Source organism: Citrobacter sp. RHBSTW-00570, from assembly GCF_013739755.1.
In the GTDB taxonomy this organism is placed as follows: Bacteria; Pseudomonadota; Gammaproteobacteria; order Enterobacterales; family Enterobacteriaceae; genus Citrobacter; species Citrobacter braakii.
On the sequence record NZ_CP056399.1, the window covers coordinates 963,619 to 982,911 of the forward strand.

Annotated in this window: 13 protein-coding genes and 9 pseudogenes; 10 read left to right on the forward strand and 12 right to left on the reverse strand. The window is 49.8% G+C overall.

Going from position 1 to position 19,293, the window contains the following annotated elements:
* Nucleotides 1–42 precede the first annotated feature (42 nt).
* The 5 genes and pseudogenes from HV237_RS26115 to HV237_RS04650 all read right to left on the reverse strand — a co-directional run.
* Nucleotides 43–420, reverse strand: a pseudogene (locus tag HV237_RS26115) (IS3 family transposase); the annotation flags it as partial.
* On the reverse strand, nt 417–1,541 hold the full coding sequence (locus HV237_RS04635) for an ABC transporter permease (protein ID WP_021314392.1): 1,125 nt from the start codon (nt 1,539–1,541) through the stop codon (nt 417–419). The pseudogene HV237_RS26115 and the gene HV237_RS04635, both read right to left, overlap by 4 nt.
* Nucleotides 1,541–4,270 carry a ribosome-associated ATPase/putative transporter RbbA gene (gene rbbA / locus HV237_RS04640; RefSeq protein WP_021314393.1) on the reverse strand — a complete coding sequence of 910 codons (2,730 nt, stop codon included), beginning with the start codon at nt 4,268–4,270 and terminating at the stop codon, nt 1,541–1,543. The genes HV237_RS04635 and rbbA overlap by 1 nt, the downstream gene beginning before the upstream one ends.
* A complete protein-coding gene (locus tag HV237_RS04645; RefSeq protein ID WP_028016386.1) occupies nt 4,267–5,334 on the reverse strand; it encodes an HlyD family efflux transporter periplasmic adaptor subunit in 1,068 nt (355 codons plus the stop codon). Before HV237_RS04645 ends, rbbA begins: the two co-directional genes overlap by 4 nt.
* 385 nt (nt 5,335–5,719) lie before the next feature.
* Nucleotides 5,720–6,523 (reverse strand): annotated as a pseudogene (locus HV237_RS04650) (IS5 family transposase).
* A 209-nt stretch (nt 6,524–6,732) separates the two neighbouring features.
* Here HV237_RS04650 and HV237_RS04655 point away from each other — a divergent pair.
* On the forward strand, nt 6,733–7,050 hold the full coding sequence (locus HV237_RS04655; RefSeq protein WP_014837258.1) for a hypothetical protein: 318 nt from the start codon (nt 6,733–6,735) through the stop codon (nt 7,048–7,050).
* Nucleotides 7,051–7,297: 247 nt separating this feature from the next.
* On the opposite strand, the pseudogene HV237_RS04660 reads toward HV237_RS04655, so the two are convergent.
* Nucleotides 7,298–7,489, reverse strand: a pseudogene (locus HV237_RS04660) (fructuronate reductase); the annotation flags it as partial.
* Between HV237_RS04660 and istA the strand changes: the two are divergent.
* A pseudogene (gene istA / locus HV237_RS04665) lies at nt 7,482–8,228 on the forward strand (IS21 family transposase); the annotation flags it as partial. The pseudogenes HV237_RS04660 and istA overlap by 8 nt on opposite strands.
* A gap of 87 nt (nt 8,229–8,315) precedes the next feature.
* Here the strand turns inward: istA and HV237_RS04670 are convergent.
* Nucleotides 8,316–8,972, reverse strand: coding sequence for a hypothetical protein (locus tag HV237_RS04670; protein WP_125295935.1), 657 nt, complete (start codon nt 8,970–8,972; stop codon nt 8,316–8,318).
* 129 nt (nt 8,973–9,101) lie between these two features.
* Here HV237_RS04670 and HV237_RS04675 point away from each other — a divergent pair.
* Nucleotides 9,102–9,318 (forward strand): annotated as a pseudogene (locus HV237_RS04675) (helix-turn-helix domain-containing protein); the annotation flags it as partial.
* Nucleotides 9,319–9,351: 33 nt separating this feature from the next.
* Here HV237_RS04675 and HV237_RS04680 read toward each other — a convergent pair.
* A pseudogene (locus HV237_RS04680) lies at nt 9,352–9,825 on the reverse strand (transposase); the annotation flags it as partial.
* Between the two features lie 747 nt (nt 9,826–10,572).
* Here HV237_RS04680 and HV237_RS04690 point away from each other — a divergent pair.
* The 5 genes and pseudogenes from HV237_RS04690 to HV237_RS26125 form a co-directional block, all read left to right on the forward strand.
* Nucleotides 10,573–11,130, forward strand: coding sequence for a fimbrial protein (locus HV237_RS04690; protein ID WP_136895276.1), 558 nt, complete (start codon nt 10,573–10,575; stop codon nt 11,128–11,130).
* Nucleotides 11,131–11,211: 81 nt separating this feature from the next.
* Nucleotides 11,212–11,940 (forward strand): fimbria/pilus periplasmic chaperone, encoded by a 729-nt coding sequence (locus HV237_RS04695; RefSeq protein WP_042933963.1) that lies wholly within the window; start codon nt 11,212–11,214, stop codon nt 11,938–11,940.
* Nucleotides 11,941–12,015: 75 nt separating this feature from the next.
* On the forward strand, nt 12,016–14,577 hold the full coding sequence (locus HV237_RS04700; protein WP_014837265.1) for a fimbria/pilus outer membrane usher protein: 2,562 nt from the start codon (nt 12,016–12,018) through the stop codon (nt 14,575–14,577).
* Nucleotides 14,574–15,611 (forward strand): fimbrial protein, encoded by a 1,038-nt coding sequence (locus HV237_RS04705; protein ID WP_181541738.1) that lies wholly within the window; start codon nt 14,574–14,576, stop codon nt 15,609–15,611. Before HV237_RS04700 ends, HV237_RS04705 begins: the two co-directional genes overlap by 4 nt.
* 261 nt (nt 15,612–15,872) lie before the next feature.
* Nucleotides 15,873–16,035: pseudogene (locus HV237_RS26125) on the forward strand (IS5/IS1182 family transposase); the annotation flags it as partial.
* Between the two features lie 4 nt (nt 16,036–16,039).
* Here HV237_RS26125 and HV237_RS04710 read toward each other — a convergent pair.
* The 4 genes and pseudogenes from HV237_RS04710 to HV237_RS04725 form a co-directional block, all read right to left on the reverse strand.
* Nucleotides 16,040–16,627, reverse strand: a complete 588-nt coding sequence (locus HV237_RS04710) for a LuxR C-terminal-related transcriptional regulator (protein ID WP_047683733.1) — start codon at nt 16,625–16,627, stop codon at nt 16,040–16,042.
* A 222-nt stretch (nt 16,628–16,849) separates the two neighbouring features.
* Nucleotides 16,850–17,563 (reverse strand): EAL domain-containing protein, encoded by a 714-nt coding sequence (locus HV237_RS04715; RefSeq protein WP_042933967.1) that lies wholly within the window; start codon nt 17,561–17,563, stop codon nt 16,850–16,852.
* A 15-nt stretch (nt 17,564–17,578) separates the two neighbouring features.
* Nucleotides 17,579–17,791: a fimbrial protein gene (locus HV237_RS26130; RefSeq protein WP_071846151.1), complete on the reverse strand. Its 213-nt coding sequence runs from the start codon at nt 17,789–17,791 to the stop codon at nt 17,579–17,581.
* A gap of 373 nt (nt 17,792–18,164) precedes the next feature.
* A pseudogene (locus tag HV237_RS04725) lies at nt 18,165–18,437 on the reverse strand (transposase domain-containing protein); the annotation flags it as partial.
* A gap of 24 nt (nt 18,438–18,461) precedes the next feature.
* On the opposite strand from HV237_RS04725, the gene HV237_RS04730 reads away from it, so the two are divergent.
* Together HV237_RS04730 and HV237_RS04735 are read left to right on the forward strand one after the other, a co-directional pair.
* Nucleotides 18,462–18,767 carry a HigA family addiction module antitoxin gene (locus HV237_RS04730; RefSeq protein WP_042933968.1) on the forward strand — a complete coding sequence of 102 codons (306 nt, stop codon included), beginning with the start codon at nt 18,462–18,464 and terminating at the stop codon, nt 18,765–18,767.
* Between the two features lie 106 nt (nt 18,768–18,873).
* Nucleotides 18,874–19,194: pseudogene (locus tag HV237_RS04735) on the forward strand (transposase domain-containing protein); the annotation flags it as partial.
* Nucleotides 19,195–19,293 lie beyond the last annotated feature (99 nt).

A 19,293-nucleotide genomic window follows, 5' to 3' on the forward strand; every position in this document is an offset into this window, starting at 1 on the left:
AAAATGAACCACCCCGTGAATCCTGGAGAGATTTCAGGCTGACAACTTTTCCTGAAGAACCAGCAGCGCTGCCATTTGCGCCAGTGCTTTATCTTTCCGGCGTAACTCTTTTTCAAGCGCCCGGATGCGGCTTTTCTCTGTGCGGGTCGCTCGTTGCTCGTCGACCAACTGGCGATGCTTCGGCTGGTTGGCGATCAGACAGTTTGGCTTCCATTCAGCGACATGTTCAGGATAAAGGCCATTTTTACGGCAGTATTCAGACAGCTCATGCTTAGAAAGTGCAGCTGTTTCAAGCAGAATAGTAAAAATTTGCTCTGCCTATTGTTCCACACCGGGTTTCACTTTTCGGATGATCAAGCCCTCAAGTTCCAGTTGTTTTCGCCAGCCATGTACCGTGGCAGTTCCAACGGCATCGTTCAAGCCATCTCTCCAATCGTCTTACGAAAACGTAGCAGTGCAATCGTAAAAAATACGCCACCGATAGCCAGCAGCGTCAGAAACTGCGGCCAGACAATCGCAAAATCTGCGCCTCGATATAGAATTGCCTGCGCCAGGCTGACGAAATGAGTTGTCGGCATGGTGAGCATGATGTCCTGCACCGCCTGCGGCATACTTTCTCGTGGCGTTGATCCCCCGGATAGCATCTGAAGTGGTAGCAGCACTAGAATCATCAACAGCCCTAACTGCGGCATCGAGCGGGCCACGGTTCCCATAAATATTCCAATTGAGGTAGTAGCAAACAGGCTCAGGGCTACTCCAAGCATAAACAGCGGTATAGAGCCTTCAATCGGCACCTGCAACACTCCCTGGACCATCAATATAAGCGATAATCCAGAAACGACCAGCACCACCAAACCCATTGACCAGATCTTTGCCATCATAATTTCAAACGGCGTCACCGGCATCACCAGCAGGTGCTCCACGGTTCCATGCTCTCGTTCACGTATCAACGCCGAACCGGTAAGCACGATGGCCAGCATAGTAATATTGTTGATAATCGCCATTACGGCCCCGAAACGTTCCTGTTCCAGATTCGGGTTAAAACGCATCCTGACGGCTAGCTCGACTGGCAACGAGCTGTTATCCCGATAGCGGGCGACAAAGCTATTTACCTCACCAGTGACGATATTCTGGATATAGCTATTGCCGGTAAACGCCTGGCTCATTCGCGTCGCATCAACGTTTACCTGCAGCTCCGGCTGGCGTCCGGCTAAAACATCACGCTGGAAGTTAGGGGGAATATTGATCGCGAATGTATATCGCCCGGCATCCAGCCCTGCGTCCATTTCATCAGCGGTAATCAGCTCAGGGGGTAAAAACCAGGGGCGATAAAAACCGTTGATAATGCGCGATGAGAGCTGCGATTTATCCATATCCGCAATAGCGATAGGGGCTAAATGTAACGACCCCGGCATAACGGTAGCGGAGGAGTAAACCGAGACGGTAAAGGCGAAGACAATTAATGTCAGCATCGCCTTATCGCCAAGCAGGCTGCGTAGCTCTTTCATGCCTAAATTATAAATATTGCGTAATCCGCGCATTATCCCTCCTGTTTTTTCAGCAGCCACACGCTCAGGCCCAGCACCAGCGGAACCGCAATAAGCAGTGGTATGAAGGATGCCCACAGGTCCGTCAGATTTAGCGCTTTGGAAAACGTTCCTCGCGCAATGGTCAGAAAGTGGCTGGTTGGATAAATCTGGCCAATCCAGCGGCCCGGCCCTTCCAGAGAAGCGACGGGATCGATCATCCCCGAGAACTGCGTCGCCGGGATAAGCGTAATAATCGCGGTACCGAAAATCGCCGCAATCTGGCTTTTCATAAAGGTTGAGATCAGTAGGCCAAGCCCGGTGGCAATCGTGACATAGAGCAGTGCGGCCAGCATAAGCGTCAGGAAGCTCCCTTTATGCGGTACGCCAAAGACAAACACCGACAGTGCACATAGTAGAAAGAAGTTAAACATCCCCAGCACGATATACGGCACCTGTTTGCCCAGAAGAAATTCACTGCGGGTGGTCGGCGTCACGTACAGATTGATGATCGAGCCCAGCTCTTTCTCACGCACTACGCTGAGCGCGCTGAGCATTGCCGGGATCATCATCAACAGCAGCGGAATAACTGCTGGAACAATCGCTGGCAGACTCTTCACGTCCGGGTTATAGCGATAGCGGGTTTCAATAGAAATCAGTGAGGTATCGCGATTGGGGCTGGCCTGGCGACCGGCCATCTCCTGAAGCCAGGCCAAATGCATCGCCTGCACGTAGCCGCGCACCGTTTCCGCCCGGTTTGGCATTGCGCCATCCACCCACACGCCGATTTGCGCTGGCGTTCCCCGAGCGATGTCGCGGCCAAAATTAGGCGGAATTTCGATAGCCACCGCCAGCTCGCCGTTGCGCATCCGCCGGTCCAGTTCACTGTAGCTTTGCAGCGGCGGCTGTTCGATAAAATAGCGTGAACCGGCGATATTCTGCGACCAGCCCTGGCTGCTGACGGTTTGATCGCGGTCGAGTACCGCAAATCGCAGATCCTCGACGTCCATACTGATCCCATATCCCATAATAAACATCAGGATCACCGTGCCCAGCAATGCCAGAGTCGATCGTACCGGATCGCGACGTAGCTCCAGCGCTTCGCGACGGCTGTAGCTAAACAGGCGGCGCAAGCTAAACGCCTGACGCGGAGCAATGGTTTCGGTTTTGTGTTCAATCATGGGAATCGGCGCAGCCTCAGCAGCAGGCGGCTGTGCGGCATCTGCTGCCTCCTGTAGCCAGGCGATAAAGGCCTCTTCGAGGCTGGCCGACCCGCGCTGTTCGACCAGCGCCTGCGGCGTATCGCTGGCCAGCACTTTGCCAGCATGCATCAGTGAAATGCGATCGCAGCGCTCGGCTTCATTCATAAAGTGGGTGGAGATAAAAATCGTCACCCGATCCTGGCGGGCCAGATTGACCATCAATTGCCAGAACATGTCCCGGGCCACGGGATCGACGCCGGAGGTGGGTTCATCAAGAATTAACATTTCCGGACGGTGAATGACCGCGACCGCCAGCGATAGCCGCTGACGAATACCTAACGGCAGCGAGGCGGGCAGGGTGTCTTCAACCTCTTCCAGCATAAAGCGCTGACTCATCTCGGCGACCCGACCGGGGATCTCCGCATCCGGAATATGGAACAGACGGGCATGTAGATCGAGGTTTTGCCTAACGGTCAGTTCACTGTAGAGGGAAAAGGCCTGCGACATATAGCCAACGCGGCGGCGGGTTTCAATATCCTTCGGGTCGACCGGTTGGCCAAATAGCCAGGCCTCGCCTTCGCTGGCCGGTAACAGCCCGGTCAGCATTTTCATGGTTGTTGATTTACCACAGCCGTTGGAGCCGAGGAAACCGAAGATTTCGCCACGGGCGATACGAAAGTTCACGTGATCAACGGCGACAAAATTGCCAAAGCGCATCGTCAGGCCGCGAGCTTCAATGGCGATTTCGCTCTCCTCTGCGTTGCGCGGTGGAATGATCACCTCTTTATGCGCCAGGCGCTGGGCTTCAGGAAGCAGGGCGATAAACGCCTGTTCCAGCGTCTGGCTCTTCGTTTGCGCCCTGAGTTCGTCTGCGCTGCCGGTCGCCAGTACTTCCCCCGCATTCATGGCGACCAGCCAGTCAAAACGTTCCGCTTCTTCCATATAGGCGGTGGCGACCAGCACGCTCATCTCCGGCTGGCGCTGACGAATGCTGTCGATCAGATCCCAAAACTGTGCCCGGGAGAGAGGATCAACGCCCGTGGTCGGTTCATCAAGGATTAACAGCTGCGGATCGTGAATGAGCGCGCAGCACAGGCCGAGCTTTTGCTTCATCCCGCCGGAAAGTTTCCCCGCCGGACGGTCGCGAAACGGCGCGAGTCCGGTGCTCTGGAGCAGCTCATTGATTCTGCTCTCACGCTCGGCCTTATCATGGCCGAACAGGCGGGCAAAGAAGTCGACGTTTTCATAGACCGACAGGGTATGGTAGAGGTTCTTCCCTAGCCCCTGAGGCATCCAGGCAATTTTCGGGCACACATCCTGGCGGTGGCGAACATCGCTCATGTCGCCGCCGAGCACGACCACATTGCCGTGCTCAATGACCCGTGCGCCGGAAATTAATGACAGCAGGCTGGACTTGCCGACGCCGTCTGGCCCGATCAGGCCCACCATACAGCGGGCGGGAATGCTCAGCGTAATGTCTTTTAGCGCGGTGGTTGCGCCAAAGTGCTGACTGACGTTCTCCAGGCGGGCGATCGTGTTCATTGTGGCAACCTCACCGTCAGCGCTTCAGGCCACGCCTGCTGGTTATCCAGACGCACCCAGGCCATACCTGGCAGGCCGGTTTTCACATACTCAAGGTGCTGTTCCAGCAGCTCCGGCGGAATGCGGGCTTTGACGCGGAACATCAGCTTCAGCCGTTCATCGCTGGTTTCCACCGTTTTGGGGGTAAACTGCGCCACGCTGGCGACAAAACTGATATTGGCAGGAATGGCCAGATTGGGTGCGGCATCAAGGATAATTCGCGCTTCGCTGCCCAGCGCCAGCAGGCCAGCTTGTTCAGTAGGCAGGAAGAAGGTCATGTAGACATCGGACAAGTCGACCATATTCAGCACCCGCCCGCCTGCCGCCAGCACTTCTCCCGGTTCAGCAACGCGATACTGAATACGACCATCGCGGGGCGCTTTCAGTTCGCTATCATCGATATCGGCGATAATCCGACGCTCCGTGGCCTGAGCTGCTTCAACGCGGGTTTGTGCCTGAATAATGCTGGTTCTTGACGCCTCAATAGCCGCTCTGGCGGCAGAGACCTGGGCTTTTGCTGATTCCAGCACTGCTCTGGCGCTTTCCGCCGCCGCCAGGTCGTCATCAAGCTGCTGAGCGGAGACCGCGCCGCGCTGTGAGAGTGTGCTGGAACGGCCGTAGCGTTTGGCGGCGGAGTTTAATTCAGCCTGCCGCTGCTTCACGACCGCCTCAGCGGCGCGCATTTCGCCTTGACGCTGATCGAGCAGCGCTTTCGCTGCGGCAATCGAACTTTCAGCTTCTTTAATTTGTGCGGCGGCTTCCAGCCGTTGTTCGTTGAGCACCCGGATATCCATGCGGGCTAAGACTTCACCCTGGCGGACAAACTGCCCTTCTTTGACCAGAATGGTATCGATACGTCCGGCGGTTTTGGTGGCGATATCGACCTCTGTGGCTTCAATTCTACCGTTGCTGCTGGCAAAGCCTGCCGGGAGTCCCGGTGGGCGCAGCATCCACCATGCGGCGGCGGCAATCACCACCAGTAAACCAATAACGTAGACTGCCCAACGCCGTTTGATTTTGTCCATACGCGACTCGCTTTGTTCCATTTGCTGAGTGGTGCGCGTTTCTCCTCCGCATAGCGAAGTATCGTCTCTCCAGGAAAGGAAGGTATGGGGGATAAGGCCAACCGGCGCATGACGCCTTCAGCGCTGCTAACCGGTCAGAAAGAGGTGCGATTAATGTGGTCATCATCAGCAATCCTCGCCTTAAATGAAACACGCATATTTATTGCTACTGTCAATGCAATACTAACACCCGCAACAAATATGTCCATATACAAAACATGGACTTGTCGTAGAGTTAACATAAAAAAACAGCTGAGGCACGGTGAGGCAATATTACCCATGATGCTTATTGGGTTTAATGCTCCGGGCCTTGCTCATACAATCTTCATCGTTTTTCATTAAGAGCCTATCCCAGTCGGATTTTATTCCAGACAATGACGCCGCAGGAAAAATATAGCATCGCTTCATAATTTTCGATTTTCTGTTCCCTGCGCGTCAGGACGCGGCGGTAGCAATTCATCCAGCAGTGTGTTCTCTCCACACCCCAGCGATGAGCCTTAAAATCTGTGTTTTTAATGGTTTCTGCTCCCTCTTTCCGTGACCGGATATGAGGTTCATAGCACCGGATTTTCAGATACGCCTCCAGCTATCCGGCTTCATACCCCTTATCCATGCAAAGGCGGAGTCTTCTGCCGGGTCTGCCCGCCTGAAGAGCGTCGAGGGTATCTGCAACCAGCTTTATGTCGTGGGTATTTGCACCGGCGACAGCCAGTGCAAGCGGAAGCCCGTTCGCGTCAGTCATCAGGCTGCGTTTTACTCCCTGTTTACCGCGGTCTGTGGGGTTGCGGCCTGTTTTTTTGAACCAGCCAGTGGTGATTTGGTCATACATCCATCGAGCGACAGCCACGACCAGTCAATAGCATCCAGATGTTCACAGGCAAGCAGGCCGTTCTGCCAGAAGCGTTCAAATACTCCGGCATCCCGCCATTCCTGAAAGCGCCGGTGAGCGGAGTTGGACGAACAAATCCCTGTGGCATTCAGGGCATTCCACTGGCAATCTTTCTGAACATAAAGAAAATGGCATTCATGCCGCACGATTATCAACGCGCTTGCGATGCGTACACAGTGGGGGGTGAATTTTGCGTTCCAAGATGAGTCGGGCCATTTTCTCCCAGAGTTCATCGCTGATCTGCCACTTGTTGCCCGCCATACTTTGCTCTCAGCAATTTCCATCATTTATTACCTGACAATCCCTTTTGGGATGGGTTCTTAGCATCATTAACACTTTGTTAACTTGAGCTGGTTTAAGTTAATTCAAATTTGATAAAAACATAAGGGTGCATTACCTGTATGGACGCTAACCCGGTAACGTCTTTTGACGAATAATGCATGTTACCGGCTGGCAATATGAGAATATAAATGAAAATTCTGATTAACTGGCCTCCTTTGCGCCAACTAATAAATTACATACAAGAGCGTTTCACCTTTCTGGTTTTGCTCTGCTGGCCAGCGATTATCTGGTTGGTTTGTCGGGTAATTGTATGGCTGACGGATGGCATCATGACGCTACTGGGAAAGCCGTTAGAGCACTCATTCACCGTGTATCTTCAGCTCTGTATGACGCTAAGTACCCTGCTGAAAATCTCGGTCACCTGGGTGCTGCTGCTGTTTATTCTGTTCAGCATGGTAATGGGGTTTACCTGGCTGCTGCGGCGTGTTATGAACCGTAATAAGTAAAAGACCACCTTCTAAGAAGGTGGCTTCTGTAAGTTGATTTTCCCCTGTAACTCCAGACTCACCGACTCTCTTATTTAGGCCTACCGTATCGACAAAGTACCCTCGGGACCAAAAAATGGTTACCCCAAAGCTTCTTTCTTCGATTGTAGAGCCTGATTGCGCCGCATACGCATGATAAAGACGGCGGGTGATGTCATTGTGCAGTAAAAAGTCTTCGCAAAGAAACTGTTTCATAAGATCTCCGGGATTACAGTGCGGCGACGGCCTGACGGGCACCGGCATCAAGTAACCGCTGATACGCACGTTTTACCGCATCAACAAAACCCTGCTGCTTCGTCAGGTGGTCACCGAAAATGGATTCAATCGCCAGCAGCTCATCCGTGCCGCTGACATAACGCATCCAGCCTGCCACACCCAGTGCCAGATGACGATACCAGTTGCAGCACGACTGGGGCGAAATCGAAGTGGAGGTTGCAGGACAGCGATGCAAAGTTAACTTCGCGGTAAATATGCTGGGGTTCTCCCGTCGCTTCCATGTCTTCGCGGCACCAAAACAGGATGCTGAACACACCTATGAGTCGCTGGTCCGCGCCTTCCGGTACTTCGGTGGCAGTGTGAAAACCGTGCTGGTTGATAACCAGAAAGCTGCAGTAATGAAGAATAACAACGGAAAGGTGGTGTTCAACTCCGGGTTCCTGTTGCTGGCCGACCACTATGGCTTCCTGCCACGGGCCTGCCGTCCGCGCAGAGCCAGAACCAAAGGCAAAGTGGAGCGGATGGTGAAATATCTTAAGGAGAACTTCTTCGTCCGGTACAGCAGATTCGACAGCTTCACCCATGTAAACCAGCAACTGGAGCAGTGGATGGCTGATGTTGCTGATAAACGGGAGCTTCGCCAGTTCAGACAAACACCAGAGCAGCGCTTCGCGCTGGAACAGGAGCATCTGCAGCCGTTGCCGGATACGGACTTCGATACCAGCTACTTCGACATCCGCCATGTGTCCTGGGACAGCTATATCAAGGTTGGCGGCAATCGTTACAGTGTTCCCGAGACTCTGTGCGGGCAGCCGGTCTCGATACGGATCATCACTGGATGATGAGTGCTGGTGGCGCCACACCGGCTGTGTTCAGCATTATCTGGCTGGCAAACCGTCCCGGCGCACCATGCCCTTCTATGACAGCAGGTGAGTATGCTAAGTGCCTATGAGGGATTGCTGTGATGCATGAACTTGAAGTACTGCTGAGTCGTCTGAAAATGGAACAGTTTAATGAAAATGCAAGGAACCACGGCGATACTGAAAAACAGCCATCAGTACCAGAAGAGGCAAAGAAAGCTCAAGAAACTCTTCCTGAGAAGTCTGCAGTGCAATCAGCCATGCAGGGCCATGCCAGCCTAAGACTTCTTTCAGAATACCAAGGGAGCGATCAATAATATTAGTCACGATGATAAGTAAAATAAAAGTCACAACAGTGATTGCGTACCCTTCATGTGCTTTTGCCGCCGACCAGACCCTACGCCCGTGGCAGGATAAAATATGTAAACAGGCCAGAACAATCGGCAGCAAAATCACCAGTGCCATAATTTTATCCTGCCAGGGCAGTTCACCGGTCCAGAAACGGAGTTTAAGCATACTCATTCCATTAATCGATTTATGCAAATCAGATTCACGAGCCATCATTGTAAATAATACACAAATGACTGACCACCGGGTCCATTTTCTACCTGCGAATGAAGGGGATAGAGTTATAACTATCAGAGCAATAGCATAAAAATACAATGTCAGACTCTCAATGAACTCTCCTTCCTGAACAAGATGAATCAACGTCTGGACAGGCATAAAACACCACAAAATGAACGTAAAAACTGAAACCAGAACAGTAAATTTAACAGCAATAAACGGGGTGTTAATAAACGACATCATTTCTTCCTGAAAATATTTTATTATACATCTGGATCTGTAAATATTTTTATTAATTTATGCTCAATTTCAATCTGTAGGGTATATACCCGTGATCATTGAAGATGCTTGATTTTCAAGCAAGAGGGGATCATGCCGTTCACCATAAAAATCTTTATCACTGACCAGTAAAAAGCTGAACTTGAACGTCTTCATGGCTCCAGTCGTGATAAGCGCGTTTGCGATCGTATTAAAGCCATTCTTCTGACCTCCGAGGGCTGGAGTTCAGCCATGATTGCTCAGACTTTACTTGCATCAGACGACGGTTGATCGCCATATCAGCGAGTTTCTGAACAAATGGAAGCTGAAGCGTAAGCGCACCGTGAAGGACGTGGGGTAAAAATTAGTTTACAGAGAGAGTTACGTTCCAGGGCAACAGTTCTTTCACGCGGTTGGCAGGCCATGTATTGATGACGCTGACCACGTGCCGCAGCCAGGCCTCCGGCTCAATGCCGTTAAGTTTACAGCTACCGATCAGGCTGTACATCACTGCTGCACTGTCGCCACCACCATCAGAACCGAATAACATATAGTTACGCCGCCCCAGCGCAACCACCCGGAGGGCGTTTTCACACAGATTATTGTCTATCTCCACCCAGCCATTGCGACAGTATTCGTTCAGGGCATCCCATTGTTTCAGCAGGTATGTGAACGCTTTCGCCGTATCTGAGTGACGCGACAGCATGCCCATCTGCTGCTGTATCCAGTCGTACAGTGACTGCATCAACGGCATGTTTCTGGCTTTCCTGGCGGTCAGTCGCTCTTCTGCCGGACTGCCGCGGATCTCCGATTCGATAGCGTACAGAGCCCCGATACGGTTAGGGGTAGTGACCGGGTAACTGCTCTAATGCGCTCAGCAACTGTGTTTCCAGCTCTGTCATCCTGCTCTACTCCCGTACCAGCTTCACCGCGTTCCGCTTCCCGTTGCCCGCCGTCCAGCCCGCTTCGGCTTTCATTCCCTCCGGCAGCGCCGGTGGCAGAGTGGCAGACAAGTCGTTATCCGGCAGGCGAAGGGGCGAGAAGACCTTACAGGAGACAATATGAATCAGGGCAAGGCCTCTGACGTACCAGTTACGGACATGCTGAATTTTTTACGTGGTGGTGTGGGGGCATGCTTTTTGTCTTAGGGAATAAACATAACCACGATGCTACAGGGCTGAAAAAATTTGAAGATGTGAGTTCACTAGGCGTTACTTACGAAGCGTGTTGGCAGACCATTTAACGTGCAATTCGTGATAAAGTCGAAACATTTAAACATGTTGCTAAATGTAAAATATTGGAATATTATTCTTACCTTTATGTATTTTCGCAAAATACAGGACGATTAATCTTGTTTAAAAGCAGATTGTTCCTATTTTTGCTATTGCAATTCCAATCAATAGTCATTTCTTGATAGGCCCCCCCCTAACAATGAGTGGTTTTCGATTGTTTTAAACGATTTAACATTCTGAATACACTTAGACTATATTCTGTCCAGCAATGGATTCATCGTGCTTCATTCCTGACAAGGAGTAGCATCGCTGAATGTACTTTATAAGCGTATTAATTCATCGAGAGTCTAAATATGAAAATCTCTAAACTGTCTGCTGTATTGGCATTGGCTGTAAGCACTGCTGCAATTTCTTCTTTCTCAGCTCAAGCTACTGACGGGACTATTACTTTCAATGGTAGAGTGACTGACCAAACTTGTACTATATCCACCCCAGGCGGTAAAGATTTCACCGTAACTCTGCCAACTGTTTCTGCCTCTACTCTGGCAGCTCAGAGCGCAACTGCTGGCCGTACTCCGTTCGCGATCAATCTGAGCGACTGCTCTAAAGGCAATGTGGCTACTTATTTCGAGCCGGGCGCTACTGTTGATTTCAATACTGGCCGTCTGAATAACCAAGCGCAGACTGACGCTGCAACTAACGTACAGATTCAGTTGCTGGGCAGCAACAACCAATTCCTGCCAATCCTTGCTGCTGGTACTAATGGCGCGCAGGAGAACTCCCAGTGGGTTACCGTTGCTAACCAAGGTGACTCTGCTGACCTGAACTACTACGCTGAATATTACGCTACCAGCGCTGCCGGCGCCGGTGATGTAACTTCTACCGTCCAGTACACCATTATTTATCAGTAAGTAATATTTCTTTAAGAAATATTCTTATCCCGGTGGGGATGTTATGTCCCCACCGTTTTCCCTTACTGTAGCGATAATATAATGAAGAACTCATTTAAAAAATACAGCCTATTGCTGAGCGCCATGTTGTTCAGCAGCAGCGTTTTTTCCAGTGTCATTATTAACGGTACTCGTATTATTTATCCGGGGAAGCAACGGGAAGTTACCGTCCAATTATCAAATAATGGTGCTTCACCGGCACTTATTCAGTCTTGGATTGATGAAGGCGACGCAAAAACCACACCAGAAAACAGCAAAGCGCCATTTATCATTTCACCGCCAATCAGCCGTGTTGAACCGACTACCGGCCAAGCGCTGCGTGTTTCATTGACCACGGCGAGTTTGCCGCAAGACAAAGAATCCTTGTTCTGGTTGAACGTACTGGAGATCCCGCCAGCACCAACCGGGGCTAACAATAGTGCACCTGAAAACTATTTACAGGTGGCATTCCGTTCCCGCGTAAAACTGTTATATCGGCCTACTGGTCTGCCGGGGGAAGCGAATGATGCACCCGAAAAACTGCAGTGGCGTTTCAGCACTGCGGGCGTCAGCGTGAAAAACCCAACGCCGTACTATGTGTCATTTACCGAGATTAATGCAGTCGTAAATCAAAAACGTGTGCCATTGGCCCCGAACGGTGACATGCTGGCACCTGGGCAGGAAAAAACATTGTCCTTCTCCGGTGACATCACGCGTATTGCTGATATTGCTTACACCACCATTAATGATTTTGGCGGACGCGTGTCCCGTACTAAGAATAAGCAAAAGTAATTCTTGGAACAGAGTTTCAGGCCCAGAACAATTTATTTCAGAGAGCGGGCTTAATTTGGTAAAGGAATGCTTTATATGAAAGAGTTACCTATCTCTGCAGCGATTAAAATGGCGTGGCCCAATTATAAATCGATTCTACTGTTAAGCGGCAGCGCGCTCTGTATGGCGGCCCCTGCAGCGTCTTGGGCGAATGGAGGGGCTGATAGCAAAAAGCCTACGGCACCGGTTGAAGCGACCTTTAACAGTAGCTTCCTGGTTGGGGAAGCGCAAGGTGTGGATCTTTCACGCTTCCGTGATGGTAACCCGATCTTAGCGGGAAAATATTCGCTCGACGTGTATGTGAACGGCGAGTGGAAAGGCAAAAAAAACATCGACTTTAAAAACGTGCCGGGAAAAAACAGCGCTGATACCTGCTTTACCCTACTGTCGTTGGATGAGTTTGGTGTAGACACCGCGACAATGAGCGGGGACCCTGCGGTTAATACCGAGACGTGCAAAACTCTGGCTCAGTGGGTGCCTGAAGCCTATTACCGTTTGGACACCAGTACACTGCGCATGGATATCAGTATCCCCCAAGCGGCGCTGCGGCGCAGCGCTCGCGGCTATGTAGATCCGCGCTTCTGGGATCGTGGCATTACCGCCGGCAGCTTGTTGTATAACTTCAATGCGTTCAATACTCACAGCTCCGCCAACGGCAGCAATTCTGATTCAACTAATGCATACTTAACTTTGAACGCCGGGCTGAACGTGGCTGGTTGGCAACTGCGTCATGACTCCAACGTGAACTGGCGTTCTAACGACAGCACTCATTGGCAAAATACCGCGACTTACGCGCAGCGGGCAATGCCGTCTATCCGCGGCATGCTGACATTGGGTGACAGTTACACCAGCGGTGATTTCTTCAACTCCATAGGTTTTCGCGGTGTTCAGATCGCCACGGATGATCGCATGCTGCCTGATTCCTTGAACGGGTATGCGCCGGTTGTGCGTGGGGTCGCGCAAAGCAATGCTCTGGTGGAAATACGCCAGAATAACCAGCTAATCTATCAAACTACCGTTGCTCCGGGCGAGTTTATCATCAACGATCTCTATCCTACGGGTTACGGCGGCGATCTGAATGTTACCATAAATGAGGCCGATGGCAGCAAACGCCAGTTCAGTGTTCCCTATGCTTCGGTAGCGCAGATGCTTCGTCCAGGCATTCAGCGTTATGCAATAACCGCGGGTCGAGTACGCGATGATAATTTAAGCAAGGAACCCGATATGTTCCAGGCGACTTATCAGCGCGGTTTTACCAACATTATTACGGGATACACAGGTGGGATCGTCAGTGATGGCTATGGCGCAGTGCTGGTGGGCAGCGCGGTTGCGACACCGATCGGCGCATTTGCGTTCGACGTAACGCAGTCTAATACCCGACTGAAGCAAGGTGATCAGACAGGACAGAGTTATAAGCTCAGCTATAGCAAACTGATGGCCGAAACTAATACCAACTTCACTATCGCCGCTTATCGCTATTCAACTTCCGGCTACCTATCTTTGCAGGATGCCGTCTACTCCCGAGACAATGAACGCAAGGGATTGAGCGTAGATGCGGTTAACCGCCAGCGTAGCGAATACCAGCTGACGCTGAACCAAGGGCTGGGGGACAATTACGGTTCCTTGTACATCACCGGTTCGGTGCGTGATTACTGGAACCGTGGTGGGAGCACCAAGCAATACCAGGTGGGCTATAACAACTATTACAGTCGTGTGACCTATGGCCTTTCCGCTATGCGTACCACGGATATGTATAACCGAGATGAGACTCGTTATTACCTGACATTGTCGGTTCCATTCAGCGTCGGTTCGCAGACCCTGAGCCTGAATAGTTCACTAGGCTATACCGACAACGGCTACGACAGCAGTCGTGTGGGCCTGAATGGTTCAACCGGCGAAGACAACAACATCAGCTATAGTGCCACGTTGGCCAACGATCGTTCCGGCGGGACTAACAGTAGTGTGAGCGGTGAATACCGTAGTCGTTTTGCCACGATGAACGGGTCCTACAGCTATGGTAAAGATTACCGTCAATCTTCGATCGGCGTATCGGGTAGCGTCGTTGCCCATAGCGGTGGTGTCACACTGACACCGCAACGCGGGCAGACCATGGTGTTGGTGGAAGCCCCGGACGCCGCCGGCGCGATTGTGACCAACTCGTCAGGCGTTCGTATCGATGATAACGGTTATGCAGTGGTTCCTTATGTTGCGCCATATCGCATGACGAGCGTAACGCTCGATCCGAGCGGCATGTCGCGCGACGTTGAATTGGAAAGCAGCAGCCAACAGGTTGCACCCTATGCCGGTGCGATTGCCCGGTTGGAATTCAAGACAACGAAAGGCCAGGCGTTGATCATTCATGCACTCGGCCCTGATGGCAACGCGTTGCCGTTTGGCGCCGAAGTGCTGGATACCCGTAATCAGGTGGTCGGCATTGTTGGGCAGGGCAGCCGTATCTACTTGCGTACCGAAGCTCAGAAAGGTTTGTTGCAAATTAAGTGGGGCACACAGCCAACGCAGCAGTGCTCTGTCAGCTACAGCGCTAAGGCGCAAATTAATAATACTGACTACGAAATTATTGAAGCGAGTTGCAAATGATAAAGTATACATGTGTTCCATCGCTGAATAAAACGGCAGCGAAATGCCTGATGCTGCTCGGACTGCTAATGGCAGGTGGTCAGAGTGCTTATGCCGCCTGTTACGTCAATAATGGCTACAAGGCGCAAGTGATCAACATGAATCTTGGGCGTGTGCTGGTTACACCAAGCAGCCAGGTTGGGGATACTTTGGTCACCGCTCAGTTCACGATTAACCCGGTCTCTGGGTATGGCAGTTGTACTAATGGCGGCAACGCGATTGGGGAGATCCTCCAGGGCAGCCCGACGAGCTTCAGCAATGTGTGGAGTACCAATATTCCAGGTATCGGGATTCGTTTATACCGAGAAGCGGGGAGTATAAGTACCTATTATCCCCATACCTTGCGGTTGAACGGCAACATTGCTGTCAACCTGAACGGTGGTTATTTCAAGATCGACATTGTTAAAACCGCCGCACAAACCGGTTCTGGGCAACTGGTCCCTGGAAAGTACACGACTTATTATATGGATGGCTCTGGACGGAACTTACCGATGCTGGAATCGATCGTCGACGCCAACAGTCTGACAATCGTTACATCGACTTGTAACGTGGACAGCGGTTCCAAGAACAAGGTGGTTAATCTGGATACCGTCACCGCAGCCTCATTTGGTGGTGTAGGTTCAACGCAGGGCGAAAAGGCATTTGATATCAATATTAATTGCGTTGGTGGCATTGGCGAGGATCTGTTGCCGGGCAATGCGAGGCAAGGGATCGTCAATGTACGTTTTGACTATACGCAGGATGCTTCCAATGCTCCTGGCGTGATCAAATCCGAACCTGGTGCCAACACCGCATCCGGCGTTGCCATCCAGCTGTTGACTGGCAATACGACCCAGCCGATCAAGAATGGTGATGCGGTCAATGCCGGACGTACCATTCCTAACCAGTCCAATACGCTAACGTTGCCGCTGAAGGCGCGTTACTATCGCACTGGCTCGACAATTAAAGGCGGCAATATAAAATCGACCGCCACCTTTACCATCGAGTACAACTAAGCCGCGTTCAGACGAAAAAGCCAATGGAGTTACCCATTGGCTTTTTTGTTACGGAATCCCATGAATAATCTAAAAAAATCAGAAAGAGATTATCTCGCCTGTCACATCGGGGCAGGAAACAGGCGCTGATGCCGCCTGCCTATTCCGCGTTAATCCTTCCACCGTGGGGTTGATACCGGATGACGGATATAAATCTATGCGGGGGATTGATAGCAGAGCATGGTCCGCAAATCTGACAGCGTTGAATTATTGGCAGTGTGGGCAGAAAATGCCAAACACTCTGATTTTAAATTACATCGTCGGGTTGCCTAAAGAACTACTTTCGCCGGATCTGACCCGATGGGAAAAGAAGGGCAAAAATGACGAAGCCTTGTTACATTTTGCATGTGGTCTCGTCGTCTGGAATAAAGTCATATTGAGATAGATTTTTATTCAAAATTTAATTCATCATCGGCTTTTAACTTGACCATAAAATTATATAAGTCATGTGTGTTTTTTAATTTAAGTTTACTTACGATTTTCAACCTATGAGAATATACTGTCTTAAAATTAACATCTAAAATTGAAGATATTTTTTTACAATCATATTCGCTGGATATTAAGTCGAAAATAATTAATTCCCTTTGTGTTAAAGTATGAATGTAAATATATCGATGATATACTCCGTCAAGTATTTTTTGATAATCTGAAAGCGGAGATTTAAGATCTATAACAATTATTTTTGAAAAGAGGATTAGTCGATAATATGGAAAGGACTGAACATTATCAACTATGAATACAGGTACAGAATCAACAGGATTCAATAAATTATTATTGATAAACTTGATCTTCTCATAGCAGGACAAGTTATCTTTTGCTAAATTAAAAAAAATTATACTGCTGGTGTGATTCTCTATTTTAAAGTTACAACTTTCAGAGAAAGGTAATACATCAATATTTTTATTGATACTGCTGATAAATAACTGGATTGCCATTCCTGAAATATTATCTTCAGTGTAGATTTTTATTTTCTTCATCCGTATATCCTACGTATGGTCTACATTTCTTAAATATTTATCCTAGTGCATATCTCACACAACCCGATCTTTTATTCCGAGATGTTCCGAACTTACTTCCCTGTTTAATTTGAGCACAAATTCACGGTTTACTACGGCCAGATTCGACCATCATAAGCTCCGTTAATAAACATGTTTACTTCTGTGATCAGGAGTGAACTATAAACGGAGTAGAGTTAACACTCATAGTGTAATTTCTGTTTTTACCCTCTGTGGTGTCGTGATAAGTTCATCAATCCTTTTCTCTGGCCACAGATATCCCTGTAAAGCGAACCATGGCATATCTTTTAACCATGAAACATAGTGCAAAGTCTCAACACCTTCAATGACCACTTTATAATTATTTACATGGAAGTAATTTAATAATGCACACATCAGGTCCTGCCCGCCGTTCTGCGCAGATAAATTCCACAGAAGGTTTTTACTAATCTTTATATTTTGAAATGAATTATTTTCTAATGCCATAAAACCTGCATACCCTGCACCGAAATCATCCATCCAGAGTGAATACTCTTTATTTAGAGTGTTAATGATTGACCCGGATTTCACCAGCGATTCAGAAAACTCATTCATTTCAAAATGCAGACAACCGATTTTTCTTACCCATTGTATTATAGCGTCATCAGTCAGTATCTGTAATGTTGATTCATCAACATTCACTGTAGCAATAATATCATTCTGATGAAACCACGACCGATGCTTTTCAACAAGCGAAATCTGCTGCAGAAGGATCTGCGAGCGTAGTGTGACAGATATCTGACGAAAAAATTCCTCCATGGGCAAGGGGGCGTCCGTTAGACGGGTCAGACACTCTACGGCAACAATATTTCCGTCACGACCGAACATGGGTTGAAAAACATAATATACATCAGCCAGCATATTGGGTGTAGTGAGCATTAATAGCCCCTTAGGTTATTTGAAGGTGACATCAACATTAGCCGATGCATTAAAAGCACCTATTCTGGTCAGAGCTGCGTAGGTGCGCCATTTCAGGCTGGCCAGAAAATGACTTTCAATGACGCTGCCGTTGACACAGCCAAGAGTGGCCGGGTTGTTCATCGGGATCCAAGCTGTTGGGGCTGAAGAAGATATCAATATCCCAAAACCTCTGTCAGAAGTGTGCAAAATAACCGTTGCATCCTAGATGAGATTAATAATGCTGAAGGTAACCATCAGTGTTTGCCCCCCACCCTTGGTCAGTTCAGCCCTGATACTGAACGGAACCTGCTTTTCCCACTACTGCATTTCGCGCCAGAATTTTACTAAAATCCACCGCGGAATCATTATTGACTAAAAACATTATATTTTGACACATAATATATAAAATTTAGCCAAAATGTATAATCGTTATAAACGATTTATTTAACACTTTTCTTTGTTTATACCTATTGATTATGGTAATCAATAATTCTCAAACAATAGGATCAGGCTATTGAATGTAACGTTCCGGTGAACGCACATTGACGACAGTGACCGGTTCTGCATTCCACAGTTCCAGTCAGTCGATCAGGAGATTTTTCGCGAAGGGTAACAGTTCGTGCAGCCTCTCCTGCGGTAATGAAGGCAGGCGCTCCAGCACCGATTTCAGCCAGCCATACGGCTCCACGCCGTTCAGCCGCGCTGTTTCCAGCAGGCTCATGATGGCAGCAGCACGATGCCCCGCCTGCAACGATCCGGCGAACAGCCACGTATTCCGCCCCATCACCACCTGCCGGATCGCCCGTTCGCACCGGTTATTATCCAGCGGCAGCGCGCCGTCATCCACGAACCTTCTGAACTATGAGGATTATCATTGATGAGACAGTTTAAAATCTCCCACCCCGGAGAGATGATCGCCAGGGATTTAGCTGATATGGGGATTAGCGGTTGTCGATTTGCTCTCAATATTGGGGTTACGCCAGCAACCGTATCTCGCCTTCTGGCTGGAAAAACTGCATTAACTCCCGCACTTGCCATTCGAATATCTGCTGCGCTAGGCAGTACGCCTGAGTTTTGGCTCAGACTTCAAAGTGCCTTCGACTTACGCCAGCTTGAAAGCGAGATAGACACCTCAAATATCGTGCTGTATGGCACAGGAAGCGACGCAAAGACCAGCGCATAAAAGAAACCCGCCACTATCGGCGTAATGCCGATCAGTTAAGGATCGGTTGACCGATCCAGTGGCTGTGTAAGAATCCGGAAATGTTCATTCGTTTCCGGATTTTTTTATGCTTCTCAGTCAGGTACTCAACACCGTTCATAATTTTACACCGGAGGCGTTTTCTGCGCTTTCTGAACTGCTTTCACCTGAACTCATTGATGAATGCCTCGCCGATACAGGTATCGTCACTATTCGCAAACGTCGGCTTCCGATGGAGATGATGGTCTGGGCCGTGACCGGAATGGCATTGTTTCGTTCCCTGTCCATGAACCAGATAGTCTCACACCTTGATATTCTTCTGCCTGGTAAACGTCCCTTTGTGGCACCCAGCGCCGTTGTTCAGGCTCGTCAGCGACTGGAAGCCGATGTCATCCGTCTGGTCTTTGAAAAAACACGCCTGAACCGCCCCGGTTTTCCTGGAGTGAGTTAAGTTCGGGAGTTCAGGCTGCCAGATCCTTGTTCCCGATGGAAGCGTAATACGCTTTTT